Genomic DNA, 19,337 nt, shown 5'->3' with positions numbered 1-19,337 from the left:
CTCCCTTGCAGAGAGGGCTTTCGGGGCGGGAGCGCAGATTCCGCGCCCAACACACTGCCTCAACGCCGAAGCCGTCCTTATCCGTGTGCATCCGTGGACCACAAGGCGCCCACCGATCCCCGCCCGCAAGCCCGGGATGGCGTCGCCATGATCCTGTCGTCGCCCCGGTCAGGCCCACAATGAGAAAAGGGCGACCCGAGGGCCGCCCTTCGCTGAAGCTTGATATGGCTTGCGCCTACTTCTTCAGCATCGCCTTGATCTCGTCTTGCGTGGCGTTGACCGTGGCCGCGCCGTTCACGACCGCCAGCGCGCTCGTGTCCACCGCAAAGGTGTCGGCGCCCATCGCGATGGTGGCGGTCGTCTTGCCGTCCACGCCCGTCCGGACGTTGGCGACCTGGCCGATCGTGGCGCCGGTCTTGTCCTTCACCGCCATGCCGGTGGTGACGTCGGCCGCAGCCGCGGCGGACGGCGCGCTCGCGGCGTCGGTTTCGGTGTCCGCCGGCGGGGCCTGGCTGGCGGCGGGCGTCGGGTCCTGAGTCGTCTCCTGCGCGATGGCAGGCGCGGCGGCGGTCATCAGCAGGGCCGAAGAGGCGGCGAAGGCAAGGGTCTTGCGCATGTGTCTCTTTCCAGTCTGAGCGCCCCCGCGCCCGGCCCCTGAAAACCCTCGGCTCACGGAATTGTTCCCGGCGCGGTCCGGGGCGCCGTTCCGTCAGGCTCGCCCGCCGCAGCCGTTGTCCCTCGCGGCGGCGCTCTGTAGGTTGCCGCCACCGAGCGGATCAGCCCACGGATCGGTCTTGGGCTCGGGGGCAAGGACTTACATGGATCAGGTCGAGAAACGCACCTTCACCGACGAGGAGGCGCTGAGCTTCCACCGCTACCCCACCCCTGGCAAGATCGGCGTCCAGCCCACCAAGCCCATGGGCACCCAGAGAGACCTGAGCCTGGCCTATTCGCCGGGCGTGGCCGTCCCCGTGCTGGCCATCGCGAAGGATCCCGACGCGGTCTACGACTACACCTCCAAGGGCAATCTGGTGGCCGTGATCTCGAACGGCACCGCGATCCTCGGGCTGGGCGACCTGGGCCCTGCGGCCTCCAAGCCGGTGATGGAGGGCAAGGGCGTCCTCTTCAAGCGCTTCGCCGACGTCGACGCCATCGACGTGGAGATGAGCTCCACCGACCCCGACGAGATCATCACGGTGGTGAAGTCCATCGGCGTCACCTACGGCGGCATCAACCTCGAGGACATCAAGAGCCCCGACTGCTTCCGGATCGAGACCGAGCTGCAGGAACTGCTCGACATCCCGGTCTTCCACGACGACCAGCACGGCACCGCCATCATCTGCGCCGCCGGCCTCATCAACGCCTGCGAGATCACCGGGCGGAGGATCGAGGACGTGAAGGTCGTGCTGAACGGCCCGGGCGCCGCCGGCATCGCCACCCTGGGCCTGATCAAGGCCATGGGCGTCCGCCACGAGAACGTCATCGCGGTCGATCGCAAGGGCGTGCTCTGGCGCGGCCGGCCGGACGACATGAACCAGTGGAAGTCGGCCCACGCCATCGACACCGACAAGCGCACCCTGGCCGAGGCGGTGAACGGCGCCGACGTCTTCATCGGCGTGTCGGCGAAGGGGACGCTCACCCAGGAACACGTGAAGACCATGGCGCCTCAGCCGATCATCTTCGCCATGGCCAACCCGGATCCGGAGATCGCGCCGGAAGAGGTCTACGCCGTCCGTCCCGACGCCATCGTCGCCACGGGCCGCAGCGACTATCCGAACCAGGTCAACAACGTCCTGGCCTTCCCCTACCTGTTCCGGGGCGCCCTCGACGTGCGCGCCCGGCAGATCAACATGGACATGAAGATCGCCTGCGCCCGCGCGCTGGCGCAACTCGCCCGCGAGGACGTGCCCGACGAGGTGATCGCCGCCTACCACGGCGCCCAGCTCAAGTTCGGGCCGCAGTACATCATCCCGACGCCGTTCGACCCGCGGCTGCTGTCGTACATCCCGCCGTTCATCGCCCAGGCGGCCATGGACACCGGCGTGGCGCGCAAGCCCATCGCCGACATGGACGCCTATCGCGCCTCTCTGGCGCGCCGGCTCGACCCCACGGCGGCCTTCCTTCAGAAGCTCCAGGGCGCGGTGCTCTCGGGGCCCGAGCGCAAGATCGTCTTCGCCGAGGGCGAGGAGCAGAGCGTCATCCGCGCCGCCTACGCCTTCCAGGCGCAAGGGCTGGGCAAGGCCGTTCTGGTGGGGCGCGAGGACCTCGTGCACGAGAACATGCGGGCGGCGGGCATCGACCCGGCCGAAGCCGGCCTCGAGGTCCTGAACGCGCGGGTCTCGCACTGGAACGAGGCCTCGGTCGACCTGCTCTACGGCCGTCTCCAGCGCGAGGGCTACCTGCGCCGCGACGTCCAGCGGTTGATCAACCAGGACCGCAACGCCTTCGCGGCGGCGATGGTGGCCCTGGGCCATGCCGACGGCATGGTCACCGGCGTGACCCGCAACTTCGACCAGGTGCTGGAAGAGGTGCTCAACGTCGTCGATCCCGCGCCCGAGGGGCGGATCATCGGCATGAGCGTGGTGATGGCCAAGGGGCGCACGCTCTTCATCGCCGACACCAACGTCACCGAGATGCCCGAGGCCGAGGAACTGGTCGAGATCGCCATCGAGGCGGCCCGCGCGGTGAAGACCCTGGGCTATGAGCCCAAGGTGGCCTTCATGAGCTACTCCACCTTCGGCAATCCCATGGGCGACCGCTCCGAACGCATCCGCGAGGCGGTGCGGATGCTGGACGGGATGGAGGGGGTCGACTTCGAGTACGAGGGCGAGATGCCGCCCGGCCTGGCGCTCGATCCCGAGAGCCGCGGGGCCTATCCGTTCATGCGCCTGACGGGCCCCGCCAACGTCCTGATCATGCCCGCGATCCACTCGGCCGCGATCTCGACCCAGCTCATCACGTCGCTGGGAGGCGCCGAGGTGATCGGGCCGATCCTCCTGGGCCTCGACAAGCCGGTGCAGATCTGCCCGCTCGGCGCGTCGGTCTCGAAGATCCTCCAGATGGCCACGGTCTGCGCCTACGACCGCCCGCTCCTGGAACTTGCGGAGTAGGCGCAGGGGGCGGTGTCGTCAGTCGTCCGCGCGACGGCTGACGATCTCCAGCGAGCCGGGCTTCAGCTTCAGGTCGAACTTTCGCCCGTCCTTCGTCTTGGCGTCGTCCACCTCCCAGAGGCCGTTGTCGTCCTCGAGTTCGATGTCGTCCCACTGGACGTAGCCTTCCGCGCGCAGCTTGGCCTCGATCTGCGTCCGCTCCTGGGGGGTGGGGTCGCGGTCCTTGGCCTGGGCCGCGCCCGCCACCGCCAAGGCTGCGGTGACGGTCAGTGCGGTTGCGGTTGCGGCGAACAGTCTCATAGGTCTTCTCCTCGGTGAACGTCAGTGGCCTTTGCGGGTCGTGGTCTTGCCGAACGTCCTGTCCAGCGCCGTCGCCAGCTTGGTGAGGGCGCCGACCGTGGCCTGGTCGATGGTCTCGGCGGTCTCGGTCGCGGCGACGGGATCGAAGCCCGCCGGCCTCGCCTCGATGGCGCAGCGCTTGTCGGGGTTTCGCGTGGGCGGCGCGCTTTCGTCGACCACATGGACTTCCACCCGCGTCAGGCGATCCTCGAAACGGGCCAGCCGCTCGCGGACCATCGCTTCCACGCTGGCCGTCCAGGGTTCGGTTCCGACGACGTTGTTGGCGGTGTTGACGAGAACCTGCACCGTCAGCGCACCTTGCGGGAGCGTTCGAGGACCGGGCGATGGCCCTCGGCGTCCAGGGCGCCGGATGGAGCGATCCCGGGGTTGGGCAGGGGGTTCATGCCCGTGCCCGGCGTGCGGTCGACCGGATGGGCCGGGGGTTCGGCGTTCGCCTTCATCTCCTGTGCGCGCCGGGCGGGGCCTTCCTGCGCGGCCGGCTTACGGGCATCTTCATGGGACATGTCGGCCTCCTTCCGAGCTTCGGTCATACTGACCAACCCGCGGAGGCGGTTCCGGTTGCCGACGATCACGCCGGTTTCAGAGTCGGAGAAGGAGGGCCCGATCCAGACGCCGCGTTCCATTCCGGCCAAGGCGCCTTCCACAGGCGGACGGCTGGTCTATGCGATCGGCGACGTCCACGGCCACGCCGTCGTCCTGGACGACCTGCTCGGCCAGATCGCCGCCGACGTCGAGGCCTCGCGCCCGCACGAGGCGCCGCGACTGGTGTTTCTCGGCGACTATGTGGACCGCGGCCCCGACAGTCGGGCCGTCATCGACCGGATCCTGGCGCTTGTCGAAAGCGGTGGCTTCGAGGTGACGGCGCTCAAGGGCAATCACGAGGACGCCCTGCTCAAGTTCCTGGACGACCCCGCCTACGCCATGAGCTGGATCGAGAACTGGGGAGAGACGACCCTGCGCGCCTATGGGATCGATCCTCCCTGGCGCGCGGACGGCGGCGCGCAGGTCCGCGAACGGTTCGTGGCGGCCTTCCCGGACGCCCACAGGGCGTTCCTGCACGGGCTGTCGCTGCGATGCGAGATCGGTGACTACCTGTTCGTCCACGCGGGCGTGCGCCCCGACGTGCCGCTGGAGGCGCAGGCCGATCGCGACCTGATGTGGATTCGCTACGACTTCCTCGAGTCGGACGTCGACTTCGGCAAGGTGGTCGTCCACGGCCACACCCCCGCGCCCCGTCCCCAGATACGGGCGAACCGTATCGGCATCGACACGGGCGTCTACTACACGGGCGTCCTGACCGCCGTGCGACTGCAGGGCGAGACCCAGCGCCTGATCCAGGCCGTCGAGCGCTGACGCGCCGCGGAGGCCTTCAGTGCGCATCGTCCCAGTTGGCGGCGGCGCGCGCCTCGACGACCAGCGGAACCGAGATCGACACCGCCGGCTCGGCCGCGCGCTCCATCACCCGGCGGGCCACCGCGATCAGGGCCTCCGCCTCGGCCTCGGGCGCCTCGAAGACCAGTTCGTCGTGCACCTGCAGCAGCATCTTCGCCGTGAGGCCGGCCTGCGCCAGCGCCTCCGGCATGCGGATCATCGCGCGGCGCATCACGTCGGCGGCGGCGCCCTGGATCGGGGCGTTGATGGCGGCGCGGTCGGCGAAGGCGCGCTCGGCCTGGCTCTTGCCGCGCGCGGCGGGGATGTGGACCTTGCGCCCGAAGATGGTGGTGACGAACGCCTCGGCCCGCACCTGCTGCTGCATGCGGTCCATGTAGGTGCGGATGCCGGGGAAGCGTTCGAAGTAGGTCTTGATGTAGGCCCCGGCCTCGTCGCGCGGAATGCCGAGCTGGTTGGCCAGGCCGAAGGCCGAGATGCCGTAGATGATGCCGAAGTTGATCGCCTTGGCCCGCCGCCGGGTCTCGGCCGGCATGCCTTCGACCGGGACGCCGAACATCTCGGACGCCGTGGTGGCGTGGATGTCCTGGCCCTCGGCGAACGCCTTCTTGAGCTGGGGGATGTCGCCGATGTGGGCCAGCAGGCGCAGCTCGATCTGCGAATAGTCGGCGCTGATCAGCACATGGCCCGGCTCGGCGATGAAGCAGCGCCGGATCTTGCGCCCCTCCTCGGTCCGGATCGGGATGTTCTGGAGGTTGGGGTCCGACGAGGCCAGCCGCCCGGTGGTGGCCGCGGCCAGGCTGTAGGACGTGTGGACGCGGTGGGTGGCGGGGTTCATCGCCGCCACGAGGTTGTCGGTATAGGTGCCCTTCAGCTTCGAGAGCTGACGCCAGTCCAGCAGGATGCGCGGCAGCTCGTGGCCCTGGGCGGCCAGCTCCTCCAGCATCGAGGCGTCGGTGGACTGGGCGCCCGTCGCCGTCATCTTGCCCGAGGCCAGCCCCATCTCCTTGTAGAGGATGTCGCCGATCTGCTTGGGCGAGCCCAGGTTGAAGGGGCGGCCGGCCACGCGATGGGCCTCGGCCTCGAACTCGGCCATGCGCACCGAGAAGTCGTTGGAGAGCTGGCGCAGGCGCTCGGGGTCCACCTTGATCCCGGCCAGCTCCATGCTCGCCAGCACGCGCGGCATCGGCCGCTCGGTGGTCTCGTAGACGGTCAGCAGGCGCTCGTGCGCCAGGCGCGGCCGCAGGTGCTCGTAGAGCCGGAGCGTGACGTCGGCGTCCTCGGCCGCGTAGCAGGTGGCCGCGTTCAGCTCGACGTGCTTGAAGCTCTTCTGCGACTTGCCGGTCCCGGCCACGGTCTTGAAGGCGATCGGCGCATGGTCGAGCAGGCGCTTGGACAGCTCGTCCATGCCGTGGCTCTTGTGCAGCCCGCCCTCCAGGGCGAACGAGATCAGCATGGTGTCGTCCATCGGGCCGACCTCGATCCCGTAGCGCGACAGCACGGCCATGTCGTACTTGCCGTTCTGCGCCACCTTGAGCACCGCCGGGTCTTCCAGCAGGGGCTTCAGCCGGGCGAGCGCCTCCTCGATGGGGATCTGTGTCAGGTCGGACGGCGCCTCCAGCGCGAGGCCGTCCTCCGCCTCGTGGCCCAGGGGGATGTAGCAGGCCTGGCCGGGCGAGACGGCCAGGGACACGCCGCAGAGGTTGGCGCCGGCCGACGACAGGGCGTCGGTCTCGGTGTCGAAGGCCACGACGCCGGCGGAGAACGCGCGGGCGATCCAGTCGTCCAGCGCGGCCAGGTCACGGACGCAGACGTAGCCGTTCACATCGACGGGGCCGTGCGTCGGCGCGGCCGGCGCCCTGCCGTTGGGCGACGGGGTGTCCGAGGCCGGGGCGTCCGGCGCGCCGCCGACCACGGCCGCGGGTCCCTCGCCGCCATTGCCGTCGCCCACCCGGCGCGCCAGCGTCCGGAATTCCATCTTCTCGAGGAAGGCGTGCAGCTCGGCGGGATTCGGCGGATCGACTACCAGGGCGTCGAGCGGCTCGGGCAGGGGCGTCTCGCAATCGAGCTGGACGAGCTGGCGCGAAAGGCGGATCTGGTCGGCGTATTCGATCAGGGTCTCGCGGCGCTTCTGCTGCTTGATCTCGCCCGCGCGGGCCAGGAGCGTGTCGAGATCGCCATACTCGTTGATGAGCGCCGAGGCGGTCTTGATGCCGATGCCGGGCGCGCCGGGGACGTTGTCGACCGAATCGCCGCACAGTGCCTGCACATCGACGACCTTGTCCGGCGTTACGCCGAACTTCTCGACGACCTGATCGATTCCGATGCGGATGTTCTTCATGGTGTCGAGCATGAAGACCCGGTCGCCGACCAGCTGCATGAGGTCCTTGTCCGACGAGACGATGGTCACCTCGCCGCCCATGTCGCGCACCTTGCAGGCGTAGGCGGCGATGATGTCGTCGGCCTCGTAGCCGGGCAGCTCCAGGGAGGGCACGCCGAACGCCCGCGTCGCCTCGCGCACCAGCGGGAACTGCGGGATCAGGTCCTCGGGCGGCGGCGGGCGATGGGCCTTGTACTGGTCGTAGAGATCGTTGCGGAACGTCTTCTCGGAATGGTCGAACACGACGGCCAGGTGCGTGGGCGCGTCGGCCTGGGCGCGCATCTCGACCAGCAGCTTCCAGATCATGTTGCAGAAGCCGGCGACCGCCCCCACCGGCAGGCCGTCCGTCTTGCGCGTCAGCGGCGGCAGGGCGTGGAACGCCCGGAAGATGTAGCCCGAGCCGTCGACCAGATAGAGCCGCACGTTGGGTCCGTCCTGGGTCGGATCGCGCGGCAGGTCGGGCAGCGGGGCTTCGGCGGCGTCGAGCGTGTCGGTCATGACCCTAAGATAAGGCGGGGGCGGGCTGCGGTCATCCGCTCTTCCCCCGTGTCATCCCAGTCTCCCTCGGTCTCGACGTGTCCAGGACGCGGATATGGGGACCGCTGTGACACGCGGCTGGCGGAATCCGGGCGCGGTCAGGTAGAAAGCCGCGGCGAGGCGGGGACTGGACCATGGGCGAGTCGGTCTGGAGGCTGAAGGGGCCTGGAACCAACCTGGCCGTCCTCGCCGATTGCCACATCCATGAGGGCGGGCCCCAGCTCCCGTCAGCCCTGTTTCCGCGGCTTCAGGGCGCGGATTTGATCGTCACGCTGGGCGACATGGGCGACGCCTACGCCCTGGATCAGCTCGAGGAAATCGCACCTGTCATCGGCGTCCGGGGACGGGATGACGCCGATGACATTCGGACCCGGCGCGATGTCCTGCGCCTGGAGGGCGAGGGCTACGACATCGGCTGCGTGTTCGACGCCCAGGCGGCCGGCCTGGCCGTGTCGACGGACCCGTTCGTGGCGGCCTCGGACGCTGCCGAGGTGTCCCACCGGCTGTTCGGCCGCCATGTCGACATCCTGCTCCATGCCGCCACACACAGGGCCGACGAAGCGAAGTTCGGCGCCAAGGGTTCGGCCCTGAACCCCGGAAGCGCCGTCATGCCGTCCGAAGGGGAACGTCCGACGTTCCTGCGGTTGAAGGTCATGGCCGGCGGCGTTTTCGGACAGGTGATCCGGCTGGCTTAGTCCGCTCGTCGAAAACCGGCTAAGACCGCGCGGTGACCGCCGCGGCCCCCACACAGTTCAGCCTGACCCGTCTGGGCCTGACCGACTTCCGGTCGTACGACCGCGCGGAGCTGGCGCTGGACGGGCGGCCGGTTTGGCTGGCGGGGCCGAACGGGGCGGGCAAGACGAACCTGCTGGAGGCGGTGAGCTTCCTGATCCCGGGCCGGGGCCTGCGCGGCTCGGCGATCGCCGAGGTGGGGCGGCGGCTGCCGGGCGAGCACCAGGGGCGCGCCTGGGCCGTCTCGGTGACGGTGCGCGGGCCGCAGGGCGAGACGCGGCTGGGCACCGGCGTCGAACAGGCCGGCGCCGCCCGCCGCGTGGTGCGGGTGGAGGGCGAGCCCGCGCCGCCCGGCCGGCTGGCCGAACACATCCGGCAAGTCTGGCTGACTCCGGCCCAGGACAGGCTGTTCCTCGAGGGCGCGGCCGACCGGCGGCGCTTCTTCGACCGGCTGGTGTTCGCCGCCGAGCCGGCGCACGCGGCCCACGTCCAGGCCTACGAGAAGGCGATGCGCGAGCGGATGCGGCTGCTGACCGACGGTCCGGCCGACGCCGCCTGGCTGGACGCGCTGGAGGCCCGGCTGGCCGAGGCCGGGACGCTGATGGCCGAGGCCCGCGCGCGGACGCTGGCGGCGCTGGCGGCCGAGATCGCCACGCGGGGCGAGCGGCCGTTTCCCCAGGCGCGGCTTTCGCTGATGGGTGACTGGGAGCGGATGGCCGGCGAGGGCGTCGACTTCGCCGAGATCGAGGCGCGGCTGGCCCGGGCGCTGCGGCAGGCCCGCGACCGTGACGCCGCCGCCGGCCGGGCGCTGACCGGCCCCCACCGCGGCGACCTCTCGGTGCTCCATCTGGAGAAGGACCGTCCGGCCGCGGAGTGCTCCACCGGCGAGCAGAAGGCGCTGATCCTCAACCTGGTGCTGGCCCAGGCGGCGCGGCTGGCCCGCGCGCCGGACGCGCCGGCGCCCGTCCTGCTGCTGGACGAGGTGGCCGCCCACCTCGACGCCCGGCGCCGCGCGGCGCTGTTCGACGAGGTCGAGGCCCTGGGGCTCCAGGCCTTCCTGACCGGAACCGACGAGATGCTGTTCGAAGCTTTGGCAGGCCGCGCGCAGGGCTTCCGCGTCGAACCTTCGGGGGTTGCTCCGATCGCCTGAAGCGCGGCCACCTCATGGCCAGACCCGGACGGCGATTTGGGGGAGGGGGGCGATGAGGATCCTGCTGGTCTCGGACCTGCACTACGCCCTGAAGCAGTACGACTGGACGCTGGCGGCGGCGCCGGACTTCGACGTGGTGGTCATCGCCGGCGACCACCTCGACATCTCCAGCCCCCTGGACGGCTCGATCCAGGTGGTGGTGATCCTGAAGTACCTGCAACGGATCGCGCGGGCGACGCGCCTGATCGTCTCGTCCGGCAACCACGACCTCGACCGCCGCAACGGCCACGGCGAGCGGGTGGCCTCGTGGATGGACTGGGTCCGCCGGATGGGGATCGCCGCCGACGGCGACGCCGTGGACCTGGGGGACACCCTGCTGACCGTCTGCCCGTGGTGGGACGGCCCGCTCTCGCGCGAGGCGGTGGGCGCGCAGCTGGCGCGGGACGCGGCGCGGCGCCGGCGGTCGTGGATCTGGGTCTATCACGCCCCGCCCGAGGGCTCGCCGACGAGCTGGGATGGCCATCGCGACTGGGGCGACGCCGACCTGTCGGCCTGGATCGACACCTACCGCCCGGACATGGTCCTCGCCGGACACATCCACCAGGCGCCGTTCCGGCCCGAGGGCTCGTGGGTCGACCGGATCGGCGACACCTGGGTGTTCAACTGTGGCCGCCAGATCGGCCCGATTCCGCCGTACATCGTCATCGACACCGAGGCCCGCGCCGCCGCCTGGGTCTCGTTGGCGGGGATGGAGGCGGTGCGCCTGGACCGGCCGCTGGTCCGGCCGCTGGCAGCCCTGGATGCGCCGCCCGGCTGGCTGGCGGCCGGACCTATCCGGGATCGCGGTCCGATCCCGGCGTGAACCCGCCGGGCGGCTGGTGCAGCAGGCACTCCAGGATCTCGTCGACGAAGCCCAGGTGTCCCGCCTCGGCCTCGTACTGGGTCTTGAGGTCGACCAGATAGGCGGTCACCCCGTTCAGCCGGCGGGCGATGACCCGGGCCAGGTGGTGCGCGATCTGCGGGTGCGCGCGGATGAAGCCGCCGCCGTCCTCGCTCACATGGGCGCGGACCGGCCCCAGGGCGCGCACGGTGGCCATGTGCGGCGCCTCGAGCAGCACCGACATCTCGCCGAAGACGGCGCCTGGCTCGGCGACGGTGTTGATGCGGTGGTCGCCCTTGGCCACCTCGACCACGCCGTCGACCAGCACAAAGAGGCGCCCGGTCGTCGCGCCCTCGGTCAGCAGCGCCTCGCCGTCGGCGAACGTCACGACGGGCAGGTCTCGGCAGAGGTCCAGCAGGGGCTCGGACATGGGGCGAAGCTAGCACCCCCCGCCACGCGGGTCGCCTGATCGGCGCGGCGCCGGCGTCCGCCGCACATCGGCGCCCAGGGGATAGGCGCCTGGGGGATAGGCATCCCGGTCAGGGAGATGGGGTCCGGGGAGCCGGAGCGGCGTCGCTTCGGATCTTCGCGGGCTCCGGCGAGGGTCCGCAGGCCCGCTCGGCGCAGAACGCGGCGCGAGCATCCGCATTGATCCGGACGCCGACGTCGGTCCAGGCCTGGGCGAGAGCCTCGTTCAGCGCCTCGCGGCGCGCGATTTCGGCCTGACCGACCGCGGACTCCTGGTGCCGGATGGCTTCCCGCAACTGGGTTTCGGTGAAGAACGTGGCGAAGACGCCCGCCACGGCCGTCTCAACCGCCGTCACCGTCGCGGGCAGGGCCTCGATCAACGCGGCTGCGACCATCCTCTCGTGCGCGGACTCGACCTCGGCGGTGGGCTTGTAGGACGCCATGGCCGCCTCCAGCTGAGCCTTCGCGTCGAACGCGGTGATCAGCCTGCGGGCGAGCTCCAGGGTCTCGGGCGAACGCGGCAAGGGCGGCTCGAACGGCTCTGGAACTTCGTCCTCGGGAAACCCCAGGCGGACGAGCACTTCGTCCCCTGCGCCCAACATCCGGACCTGGAACGGATGGAGCCTGTAGCGCCCGGCGAGGCCGAGGGCCTTTTCGCCGAATCCGGCGCCAGCCGGGTGTTCCTCTTCGACCTGGCAGCTCTCCAGCCCGCCATCGGCCGTGAGCCGGCAGCCCATCCTGACGGCTCCGGGGAGATTCAGGATCGTGGCGCCCTGTGGACGGGCCGAACGCAGCTGGGCCAGGGAGGGCGCACCGATCCACTGTGGGTCGGTGAGCCGTGGCTTGCCGCGCCGGGTCGGCTTTTCCGGCCGCCACGCCGAGGCCAGATCCGCCGGCGTCATGCAGGGAGCGTCCGCACAGTAGCCCTCACGGGCGTGGGTTCTGAGCGACTGGAGAGCCGACGCCAGGATCAGCGGAAGCATGTCGCGCGCCGGACCGCCGCCGGCGAACGCCCGGGCTGTCGGCCCTTCGGCGTAGGCTGCGAGGACCGCGAGCTCCTCCTCGGTGAGCACCAGCGCGTAGGCGTTGGCATAGGCTTCGGCGACCTCCGCGCGGCGAGCCGCGAGCGCAGCCTTCAATGCATCGACTCCGGCCTCGCGGGTCGCCCTCGGCATGGCGTCGCCGCCCGTGAACTCCAACCGGCGGACTCCGGTCTCCAGCCTCTGAATGGCGAAGGCGTCGACGCCGCGGGCCTTCACGAGGCGGCGGGCGGGCGCCAGCCGGGCTTCGGACGCCCGTGGCGGCGGCGTGTGCGGATCCACCGCGGGCAGGGTAAAGCGAATGGGTATGCGGACCGTGCCGCCCGTCACGGGGACGCCGGCCAGGGTCTTGGGTCTCATCTCGAAGTGGACGCTCATGTCGCGGGCCGCGGCGCCGAAGCCCAGGCCGGCCGGCGCCTCGTCGGCCACCTTGCAGTCCGCGAGGCGGCCGCTCACCTCGACCATGCAGCTTATCGTGGCGCGCCCCTCCAGGCTGAGCCAGGCGGCCAGCCTGGGATAGTGGTGGGAAACGTCCTCCGCCGTGGGCCGTCTGGCCCAGTCCGGATTGGTTATGGCGTGGCCCGTCGCCGGCTGCGCGAGGCTCGTCGACGCCCCCGTCAGCAGGCACACCAGTCCAATGAGTGGTGCTCTCATCTTCCCCCCGCCCGCAACGCCGAATGACGTGCAGAATCAGCCCCGAACCCTATATATGAAACCTGACGACAGGCTCCGCGCGAAGCGCGCGGCTCCAACCTAGGGCGCCTGGGCGACATCGCCCAACCTCCGCGGGACGCGCCGAAGCTGGACACGAGATGAGCGAAGACAACGCGACGCCGGAAACCCCGGAGACCAACGGCGCAGCCGAGTACGGCGCGGACTCCATCAAGGTGCTGAAGGGCCTGGACGCGGTGCGCAAGCGGCCGGGTATGTACATCGGCGACACCGACGACGGCTCGGGCCTGCATCACATGGTCTACGAGGTGGTGGACAACGCCATCGACGAGGCGCTGGCCGACTACGCCACCCGCGTCGAGGTGATCCTGAACGCGGACGGGTCGTGCACCGTCACCGACGACGGCCGCGGCATCCCCACCGACATCCACGAGGGCGAAGGCGTCTCGGCGGCCGAGGTCATCATGACCCAGCTCCACGCGGGCGGGAAGTTCGACCAGAACAGCTACAAGGTCTCGGGCGGCCTGCACGGCGTGGGCGTGTCGGTGGTGAACGCGCTCTCCGATTTTCTCCGGTTGAAGATCTACCGTGGCGGGCTGGTCCACGAGATGGAGTTCCGGCGCGGCGACGCGGTCACGCCCCTGGCCGTCACGGGCGTGGCGCCCAAGCGCGAGAACGGCGAGTTCCTGACCGGCACCGAGGTCACCTTCCTGCCGTCGACCGAGACCTTCCGCTTCATCGAGTTCGACCTGAAGACCCTGGAGCACCGGCTGCGCGAGCTGGCGTTCCTGAACTCGGGCGTCACCATCTGGCTCAAGGACCACCGCGGCGCCGAGCCGTTCGAGGAGGTGATGAGCTACGAAGGCGGCATCGAGGCCTTCGTCCGCCACCTGGACAAGGCCAAGACGCCGCTGGTGAAGACGCCCCTGGTCATCCGCGGCCGGCGCGACACGGTGGAGGTGGACCTCGCGCTCTGGTGGAACGACGGCTACCACGAGAACGTCCTCTGCTTCACGAACAACATCCCCCAGCGTGACGGCGGCACCCACCTGGCGGCGTTCCGCTCGGCGCTGACGCGGGTCATCACGGGCTACGCCGAGAGTTCGGGGGCGGCCAAGCGTGAGAAGGTCAGCGTTTCGGGCGAGGACGCCCGCGAGGGCCTCACCTGCGTGCTTTCGGTGAAGGTGCCGGACCCCAAGTTTTCCTCCCAGACCAAGGACAAGCTGGTCAGCTCGGAAGTGCGTCCCGCGGTCGAGGGGCTGGTGAGCGACGGCCTGGCCACTTGGTTCGAGGAGCACCCGAACGAAGCCAGGATGATCGTCCAGAAGATCGCCGAAGCCGCCGCCGCCCGCGAGGCGGCGCGCAAGGCCCGCGAGCTGACGCGCCGGAAGTCGGCGCTGGACATCACCTCGCTGCCCGGAAAGCTGGCCGACTGTTCCGAGAAGGACCCGGCCAAGTCCGAGATCTTCCTGGTCGAGGGCGACTCGGCCGGCGGCTCGGCCAAGCAGGCGCGCAACCGCGAGAACCAGGCCATCCTGCCGCTGCGCGGCAAGATCCTGAACGTGGAGCGGGCGCGGTTCGACAAGATGCTGTCGTCGGACCAGGTCGGCACCCTGATCACCGCCCTGGGCGCCGGGATCGGGCGCGACGACTTCAACATCGAGAAGCTGCGCTACCACAAGATCGTCATCATGACGGACGCCGACGTCGACGGCGCCCACATCCGGACGCTGCTGCTCACCTTCTTCTACCGGCAGATGCCGGAGGTGATCGAGCGCGGCTACCTCTATATCGCCCAGCCGCCGCTGTATAAGGCCGCCAAGGGCAAGTCGGTGCGCTACCTCAAGGACGACGCCGAGCTCGAGGTCTACCTGATGGACGAGGGCGTCGACGGGGCGACCCTCGACCTGCCATCGGGCGAACGCCTGACGGGCCAGGACCTGCTGGCGCTGGTCCAGAACGCGCGGGGCGCGAAGGCCAATATCGAGCGCCTGGCCGCCCGTGCGCCGGCCTTCGCCATCGAACAGGCGGCGCTGGCCGGCCTGCTGGGCGAGAGCGGCGATCCGGCCGCGGCCGCGGCGCGCCTGGACCTCTACGCCGAGGAGGGCGACGGGCCCTGGTCGGGCGAGACGGCGGCCGGCGGGGGCTACGCCTTCAGCCGGGTGCGGCGCGGCGTGTCCGAGCGTGTGGTGCTGGACGACCTCCTGCTGCACGCCGCCGACGCGCGGCGGCTGGCCGAGCGGTCGAAGGATCTGGCCCAGGTTTTCTCGGGCGTCGGGACCTTCACGCGCCGCGACCGGACCGCCCCCGTGCGCGGGCCGCTCGACCTTGTGAACGCGGTGATGGACAACGGCCGGCGGGGCCTGACCATCCAGCGCTACAAGGGGCTGGGCGAGATGAACGCCGAGCAGCTCTGGGAGACGACGCTGGACGTCGACGCCCGCACCCTGCTGCAGGTCAAGGTGAACCACGCCGACGACGCCGACGACATGTTCACCCGCCTGATGGGCGACCTGGTCGAGCCGCGCCGCGAGTTCATCCAGGAGAATGCGCTGGACGCCGAGGTGGACGTCTGAGGCTTCGTCTGCCTGGGGAATGTCGCGTCCCGCCTTCCCCTGTCGGGTGAAGGCGTTCGCCGAATGGCCAGGCCGCAGCTACCCAGGACGGCGACGCTGCCTGGATGGGGCCGGACTGCGGAATTTTGGACAGTTCTGGGGCGACAGGGATGATCGGAAGAAAACTGCTGGCGGCCGCTGCGGCGGCGACGGTCCTGATGGGCGCCACCGCCGCCAATGCGGCGCTGGTCTTCGTGGGCGCGTGGAGCGTCTACCATGACGACGCTCCCGAATGGAGCGGCTCGCCGCCCAATGGCCCGCTGGCCTACACCGGGCAGGAAGCGGCGGCGCTGCTGTTCGGCGGCAATGCCGGGGACTATGTGATCTCGACGGTGAGCGACCAGGTGGCCGACATCGACTTCCTGGCCTGGTACGACGTGATCGGCGTCGGCGGGAACAAGTTCGCTCAGGACTACAGCAGCAAGTACCTGGGCCTCTACTACGGTCCGACGGACACCTACGGTTCCACGCTGGACGGCGCGGCGTCGGCCTTCATCCGCGACAACCTCGATGCGTCCTACATCAATTACGCCTTCCGGGACGACAGCCTGGGCGGCGGCGCTGGCGCCATTCCCGAGCCGGCGACCTGGGCGCTGATGATCGGCGGTTTCGGCCTGGCGGGCTCGGCGCTGCGCCGCCGCCGCGCCGCCTTCGCCTGACCCCGCCGGGTTCGGTCTCTGCGCGCCGCCCGTCTCGGACGGGCGGCGTTGCTATTTTCGCGGGTATTCTCGATTCAACCCGAGGGTGTCTTCGTTAGGCGGACGTTCACGGTTCGGAAACTCTGATGGTCCGCGCGCCGATGTGATTCGCGCGCTGCATCAAAGGGCTGGGTCCATGAAGCTTCGAAACGTCCTCGCCGCCGTCACCGCCGGCGCCGCCCTCGCCGCTGCGGGCGCCGCCCAGGCCGCCCTGGTGCTCGTCGGGAGCTGGGGGCTGAACAACGGGCCGACCCTGGATCTGGCTTCGCCGACGTCCGCGCAGCAGGTGGCTGCGCAGCTCTTCGGTGGCGCTCCCGAGGACTATGTGATCTCGACCGTGGACACCTCGGCCAACGCCCTGGCCTGGTACGCCGTGTTGGGCGTCCCAGGGGTCACGTTCATCGCCGAGCACGACGTCAGCAGTTCCGCGGGCTTCGACCTGTCGGCCTATGTCTACGATCCGGCCCTGGCCGGCGAGCAGGATCGCTTCGTGAACTACGCCTTCGCCGAGCGTGACGTGGGCCCGGGTATCCCCGAGCCGGCGACCTGGGCGCTGATGATCGGCGGCCTGGGCCTGACGGGCGCCGTCCTTCGTCGCCGTCGCCCGGCGGCCGCCTGACGGCAAGGCGGAGCGACCGCCTGCATCCGGTGTTGCGCCGCGGCGCCGACGTTCGCGTCGCAGCGAAGGGGCGATCGCTCAGCCGGCGAAGGCCGACACGACCTCGAGCACGGACTCGCCGTAGTGGGCCAGCTTGGCCTCGCCCACGCCGTTCAGGCGGGCGAGGGCGCCGCGGGAGCCCGGGCGGGCGGCGGCGATCTCGGCCAGGGTCCGGTCGTGGAAGATGACATAGGGCGGCACGTGCTGGGCCTTGGCCTCGGAAGCCCGCCAGGCGCGCAGCGCCTCGAACAGGGCCCGGTCGGCCGGCGGGACAACGGTGGCCTCTCGGCCCCTGCGCCGCGGACGTTCGCCCGCGCCAGCCCCGCCAGCCCCGGACCCGCCTTCCGCCGGCTTGCGCATCGCCACCGTGCGGTCGCCCCGGAAGACAGCCCGAACCGCCTCGGGATCGCCCGGTCCCACGAGGGGGCGGCCATCGTTGGGGTCCTCGCGCAGCAGGCCCTCGAACACGAGTTGCTCGGCCAGGTCCTTCCATTGGTGGGCCGACAGTTCGGCGCCGATCCCCCAGGTCGAGAGCCCGGCCTCCCAGTCGCTGACGTCCTTGGTGCGGCCCAGCAGGTGATCCACCAGCCGGCCGCGCCCGAAACGCCCGCCCAGGCGATGCGCCGCGCTGAGCGCCTTCTGGGCCGCCACCGTCACGTCGACGGTCTCCACGCCGCCGGCGCACAGGTCGCACTGGCCGCAGGGCTCCACTTCGGCCTCGCCGAAATAGCGGCGCACGGCGGCGGCGCGGCAGGCCACGCCGTCCAGCATGGCGTAGAGCTGGCGCACCTTGCGCGCCTGGACCTGCTTGACGCCCTCGTCCATCTCGCGCTCGTTCAGGCGGCGCAGCGCCCAGGCCATGTCGGCGGCGCCGTAGAGGGTGATCCCCTCGGCCGGCTCGCCGTCTCGTCCGGCGCGGCCCACCTCCTGCCAGTAGGCCTCGATGGCGGCGGGCGGATCGGCGTGGATCACGAAGCGGACGTCGGGCTTGTCCACCCCCATGCCGAAGGCGATGGTCGCCACCATCACCGCCGCGTCGGCCTCCAGGAACTCTTCCAGCCGCCGGGCGCGCAGGCCCTTCTCCAGGCCGGCGTGGTAGGCCAGCGCCGGGACGCCCGCGGCGCGCAGGGTTTCGGCCAGCCGCTCGGTCTTCTCGCGCGCGCCGGCGTAGACCACGCCCGAGCGGTTCGGCCGCGCGGTCACCAGCTCCACCACCCGCTTCTCGCCGGTGCCCCGCTTGCGCTCGGCCGACAGGATCAGCTCGGGGCGCGCGAAGCTGGCCACGAACTCGGCGGAGCCCGCGAGCCGCAGCTCGGCGCGGATGTCCTCGCGGGTGCGGTTGTCGGCGGTGGCGGTGACCGCCAGCCGCGGCACGTTCGGGAAGATGTCGGCCAGCCGGCCCAGCATCCGGTACTCGGGCCGGAAGTCGTGGCCCCACTGGCTCACGCAGTGCGCTTCGTCGATGGCCAGCAGCGCCAGCGGCACGCGCGACAGCCGCTCCAGCATCGAGGGCTGCATCAGGCCTTCCGGCGAGATGTAGAGCAGGTCCAGCTCGCCGCGGTCGATCTTCTCCCAGGTCTCGGCCCGCTCCCAGGCCTCGCCGGTGGAATCGAGCTTGGCGGCGGCGACGCCCGACTGCTGCAGGCCGGCGACCTGGTCGGTCATCAGCGCGATCAGCGGCGAGACCACTAGGCCGAGGCCCGGCCGCATCATCGCCGGGATCTGATAGCAGACGCTCTTGCCGCCGCCGGTCGGCAGCACGGCCATGGCGCTGCGCCCGGCCAGCACCTCGGCGATCACCTCGGCCTGGCGGCCTCGGAAATCGGGGTGCCCGAAGGTGCGGCGCAGAATCTCGCGCGCCCCGTCCAGGGTCGGCGTGTCGTCGAGGTCCATACGCGGCGCGAGGGAGGCGGCCATCCGGGGCTTATGGCCTGTGTCGCCGCCCAGGCCAAAGCGCTATTCCGCCGCGATCGCCGCAGGCGCCGCCTGCGCCCCGCGCAGCAGCCGGCCCGGCAGGGCGCCAGTCGGCTGGCCGTCGCGATAGGTCACCTGCCCTGCCACGATGGTCGCCACATAGCCGTCGGCCCGCTGCACCAGCCGCCGCCCGCCGGCCGGCAGGTCGTAGGCGACGCTCGGCGCGCCCAGGGTCAGGCCGTCATAGTCGATGACATTGAGGTCGGCCCGGTAGCCGGGGGCCACCAGCCCGCGATCGTGCAGACCGAGCGCCGCGGCGTTGTCGTGGCTTTGCATCCGCACCATCGCCTCCAGCGGCAGCTTCGGCCCGCGTGTGCGGTCGCGCGTCCACAGCGTCAGGTTCGAGGTCGGGAACGAGCCGTCGCAGATCATCCCCACATGCGCCCCACCGTCGGACAGGCCCGGCACCGTGTCCGGATGGGTCAGCATCTCGAACGACGGGTCCAGCGAGCCGTTCGCGTAGTTCAGGAACGGCAGGTAGAGCATGCCGCGCCCGCCGTTGGTCAGCATGTGATCGAGCGCCAGTTCCTCAGGCCGCACGCCGCGGGCGTTGGCCAGCGCCAGCACGGTACGGTCCGGCGTCTGCTCGTAGTCCGGCGTCTCGCCCATCAGGAACATGACCTTCCAGTTCTGGGTCATGTTGGCGGCGAAGGCGGCCGAGGCCTCGTTCCCTT

General features: G+C 70.7%; 17 protein-coding genes. 8 read left to right on the top strand and 9 right to left on the bottom strand.

From position 1 onward, the window contains the following. Window positions 1-235 precede the first annotated feature (235 nt). Window positions 236-616 (bottom strand): hypothetical protein, encoded by a 381-nt coding sequence (locus WG212_RS12095; RefSeq protein ID WP_337187352.1) that lies wholly within the window; start codon window positions 614-616, stop codon window positions 236-238. 202 nt (window positions 617-818) lie between these two features. On the opposite strand from WG212_RS12095, the gene WG212_RS12090 reads away from it, so the two are divergent. Beyond that, entirely contained in the window at window positions 819-3,110 is a 2,292-nt protein-coding gene (locus WG212_RS12090; protein WP_337187351.1) for an NADP-dependent malic enzyme, read from the top strand. Between the two features lie 18 nt (window positions 3,111-3,128). Here the strand turns inward: WG212_RS12090 and WG212_RS12085 are convergent, their stop codons facing one another. From WG212_RS12085 to WG212_RS12075, 3 genes are read right to left on the bottom strand one after another with little or no spacing between them, the layout of a single operon-like run. Continuing rightward, the gene (locus tag WG212_RS12085) at window positions 3,129-3,410 is read right to left on the bottom strand and encodes a PepSY domain-containing protein (RefSeq protein ID WP_337187350.1); all 282 of its coding nucleotides are present in this window, start codon (window positions 3,408-3,410) and stop codon (window positions 3,129-3,131) included. Window positions 3,411-3,431: 21 nt separating this feature from the next. Next, a complete protein-coding gene (locus WG212_RS12080; RefSeq protein WP_337187349.1) occupies window positions 3,432-3,755 on the bottom strand; it encodes an HPF/RaiA family ribosome-associated protein in 324 nt (107 codons plus the stop codon). 2 nt (window positions 3,756-3,757) lie between these two features. After that, window positions 3,758-3,973 carry a hypothetical protein gene (locus WG212_RS12075; RefSeq protein ID WP_337187348.1) on the bottom strand — a complete coding sequence of 72 codons (216 nt, stop codon included), beginning with the start codon at window positions 3,971-3,973 and terminating at the stop codon, window positions 3,758-3,760. Window positions 3,974-4,028: 55 nt separating this feature from the next. On the opposite strand from WG212_RS12075, the gene WG212_RS12070 reads away from it, so the two are divergent. After that, window positions 4,029-4,823 (top strand): metallophosphoesterase family protein, encoded by a 795-nt coding sequence (locus WG212_RS12070; RefSeq protein WP_337187347.1) that lies wholly within the window; start codon window positions 4,029-4,031, stop codon window positions 4,821-4,823. 16 nt (window positions 4,824-4,839) lie between these two features. On the opposite strand, the gene polA is transcribed toward WG212_RS12070, so the two are convergent. Further along, complete coding sequence (polA, locus tag WG212_RS12065; RefSeq protein ID WP_337187346.1) at window positions 4,840-7,737, bottom strand: DNA polymerase I; 2,898 nt, start codon at window positions 7,735-7,737, stop codon at window positions 4,840-4,842. Window positions 7,738-7,910: 173 nt separating this feature from the next. On the opposite strand from polA, the gene WG212_RS12060 reads away from it, so the two are divergent. The 3 genes from WG212_RS12060 to WG212_RS12050 are packed head-to-tail and all read left to right on the top strand — an operon-like array spanning window position 7,911 to window position 10,520. Further along, the gene (locus WG212_RS12060) at window positions 7,911-8,471 is read left to right on the top strand and encodes a metallophosphoesterase family protein (RefSeq protein ID WP_337187345.1); all 561 of its coding nucleotides are present in this window, start codon (window positions 7,911-7,913) and stop codon (window positions 8,469-8,471) included. A 32-nt stretch (window positions 8,472-8,503) separates the two neighbouring features. After that, entirely contained in the window at window positions 8,504-9,658 is a 1,155-nt protein-coding gene (gene recF, locus WG212_RS12055; protein WP_337187344.1) for a DNA replication/repair protein RecF, read from the top strand. 52 nt (window positions 9,659-9,710) lie between these two features. Continuing rightward, entirely contained in the window at window positions 9,711-10,520 is an 810-nt protein-coding gene (locus tag WG212_RS12050; protein WP_337187343.1) for a metallophosphoesterase, read from the top strand. Here the strand turns inward: WG212_RS12050 and WG212_RS12045 are convergent. Continuing rightward, entirely contained in the window at window positions 10,489-10,968 is a 480-nt protein-coding gene (locus tag WG212_RS12045) for a cyclic nucleotide-binding domain-containing protein (protein WP_337187342.1), read from the bottom strand. The genes WG212_RS12050 and WG212_RS12045 overlap by 32 nt on opposite strands. Before the next feature lie 109 nt (window positions 10,969-11,077). Further along, entirely contained in the window at window positions 11,078-12,700 is a 1,623-nt protein-coding gene (locus WG212_RS12040; protein WP_337187341.1) for a TonB family protein, read from the bottom strand. Window positions 12,701-12,858: 158 nt separating this feature from the next. Between WG212_RS12040 and gyrB the strand changes: the two genes are divergently transcribed. From gyrB to WG212_RS12025, 3 genes are all read left to right on the top strand, one after another. Next, window positions 12,859-15,294, top strand: coding sequence for a DNA topoisomerase (ATP-hydrolyzing) subunit B (gene gyrB, locus WG212_RS12035; protein WP_337187340.1), 2,436 nt, complete (start codon window positions 12,859-12,861; stop codon window positions 15,292-15,294). Window positions 15,295-15,443: 149 nt separating this feature from the next. After that, complete coding sequence (locus WG212_RS12030; RefSeq protein WP_337187339.1) at window positions 15,444-15,992, top strand: PEPxxWA-CTERM sorting domain-containing protein; 549 nt, start codon at window positions 15,444-15,446, stop codon at window positions 15,990-15,992. Window positions 15,993-16,167: 175 nt separating this feature from the next. Continuing rightward, complete coding sequence (locus WG212_RS12025) at window positions 16,168-16,650, top strand: PEPxxWA-CTERM sorting domain-containing protein (RefSeq protein ID WP_337187338.1); 483 nt, start codon at window positions 16,168-16,170, stop codon at window positions 16,648-16,650. A 78-nt stretch (window positions 16,651-16,728) separates the two neighbouring features. Here WG212_RS12025 and recQ read toward each other — a convergent pair whose 3' ends face one another. Continuing rightward, entirely contained in the window at window positions 16,729-18,582 is a 1,854-nt protein-coding gene (recQ, locus tag WG212_RS12020; RefSeq protein ID WP_337187447.1) for a DNA helicase RecQ, read from the bottom strand. 63 nt (window positions 18,583-18,645) lie between these two features. Beyond that, on the bottom strand, window positions 18,646-19,337 hold a 692-nt coding region (locus WG212_RS12015), incomplete at its 5' end, for an amidohydrolase family protein (RefSeq protein ID WP_337187337.1).

The organism is Phenylobacterium sp. (assembly GCF_037189685.1).
Classification (GTDB): Bacteria; Pseudomonadota; Alphaproteobacteria; order Caulobacterales; family Caulobacteraceae; genus Phenylobacterium.
The sequence above is the reverse complement of the archived record's forward strand: the minus strand, read 5'-3'. Positions and strand labels throughout refer to the sequence as shown.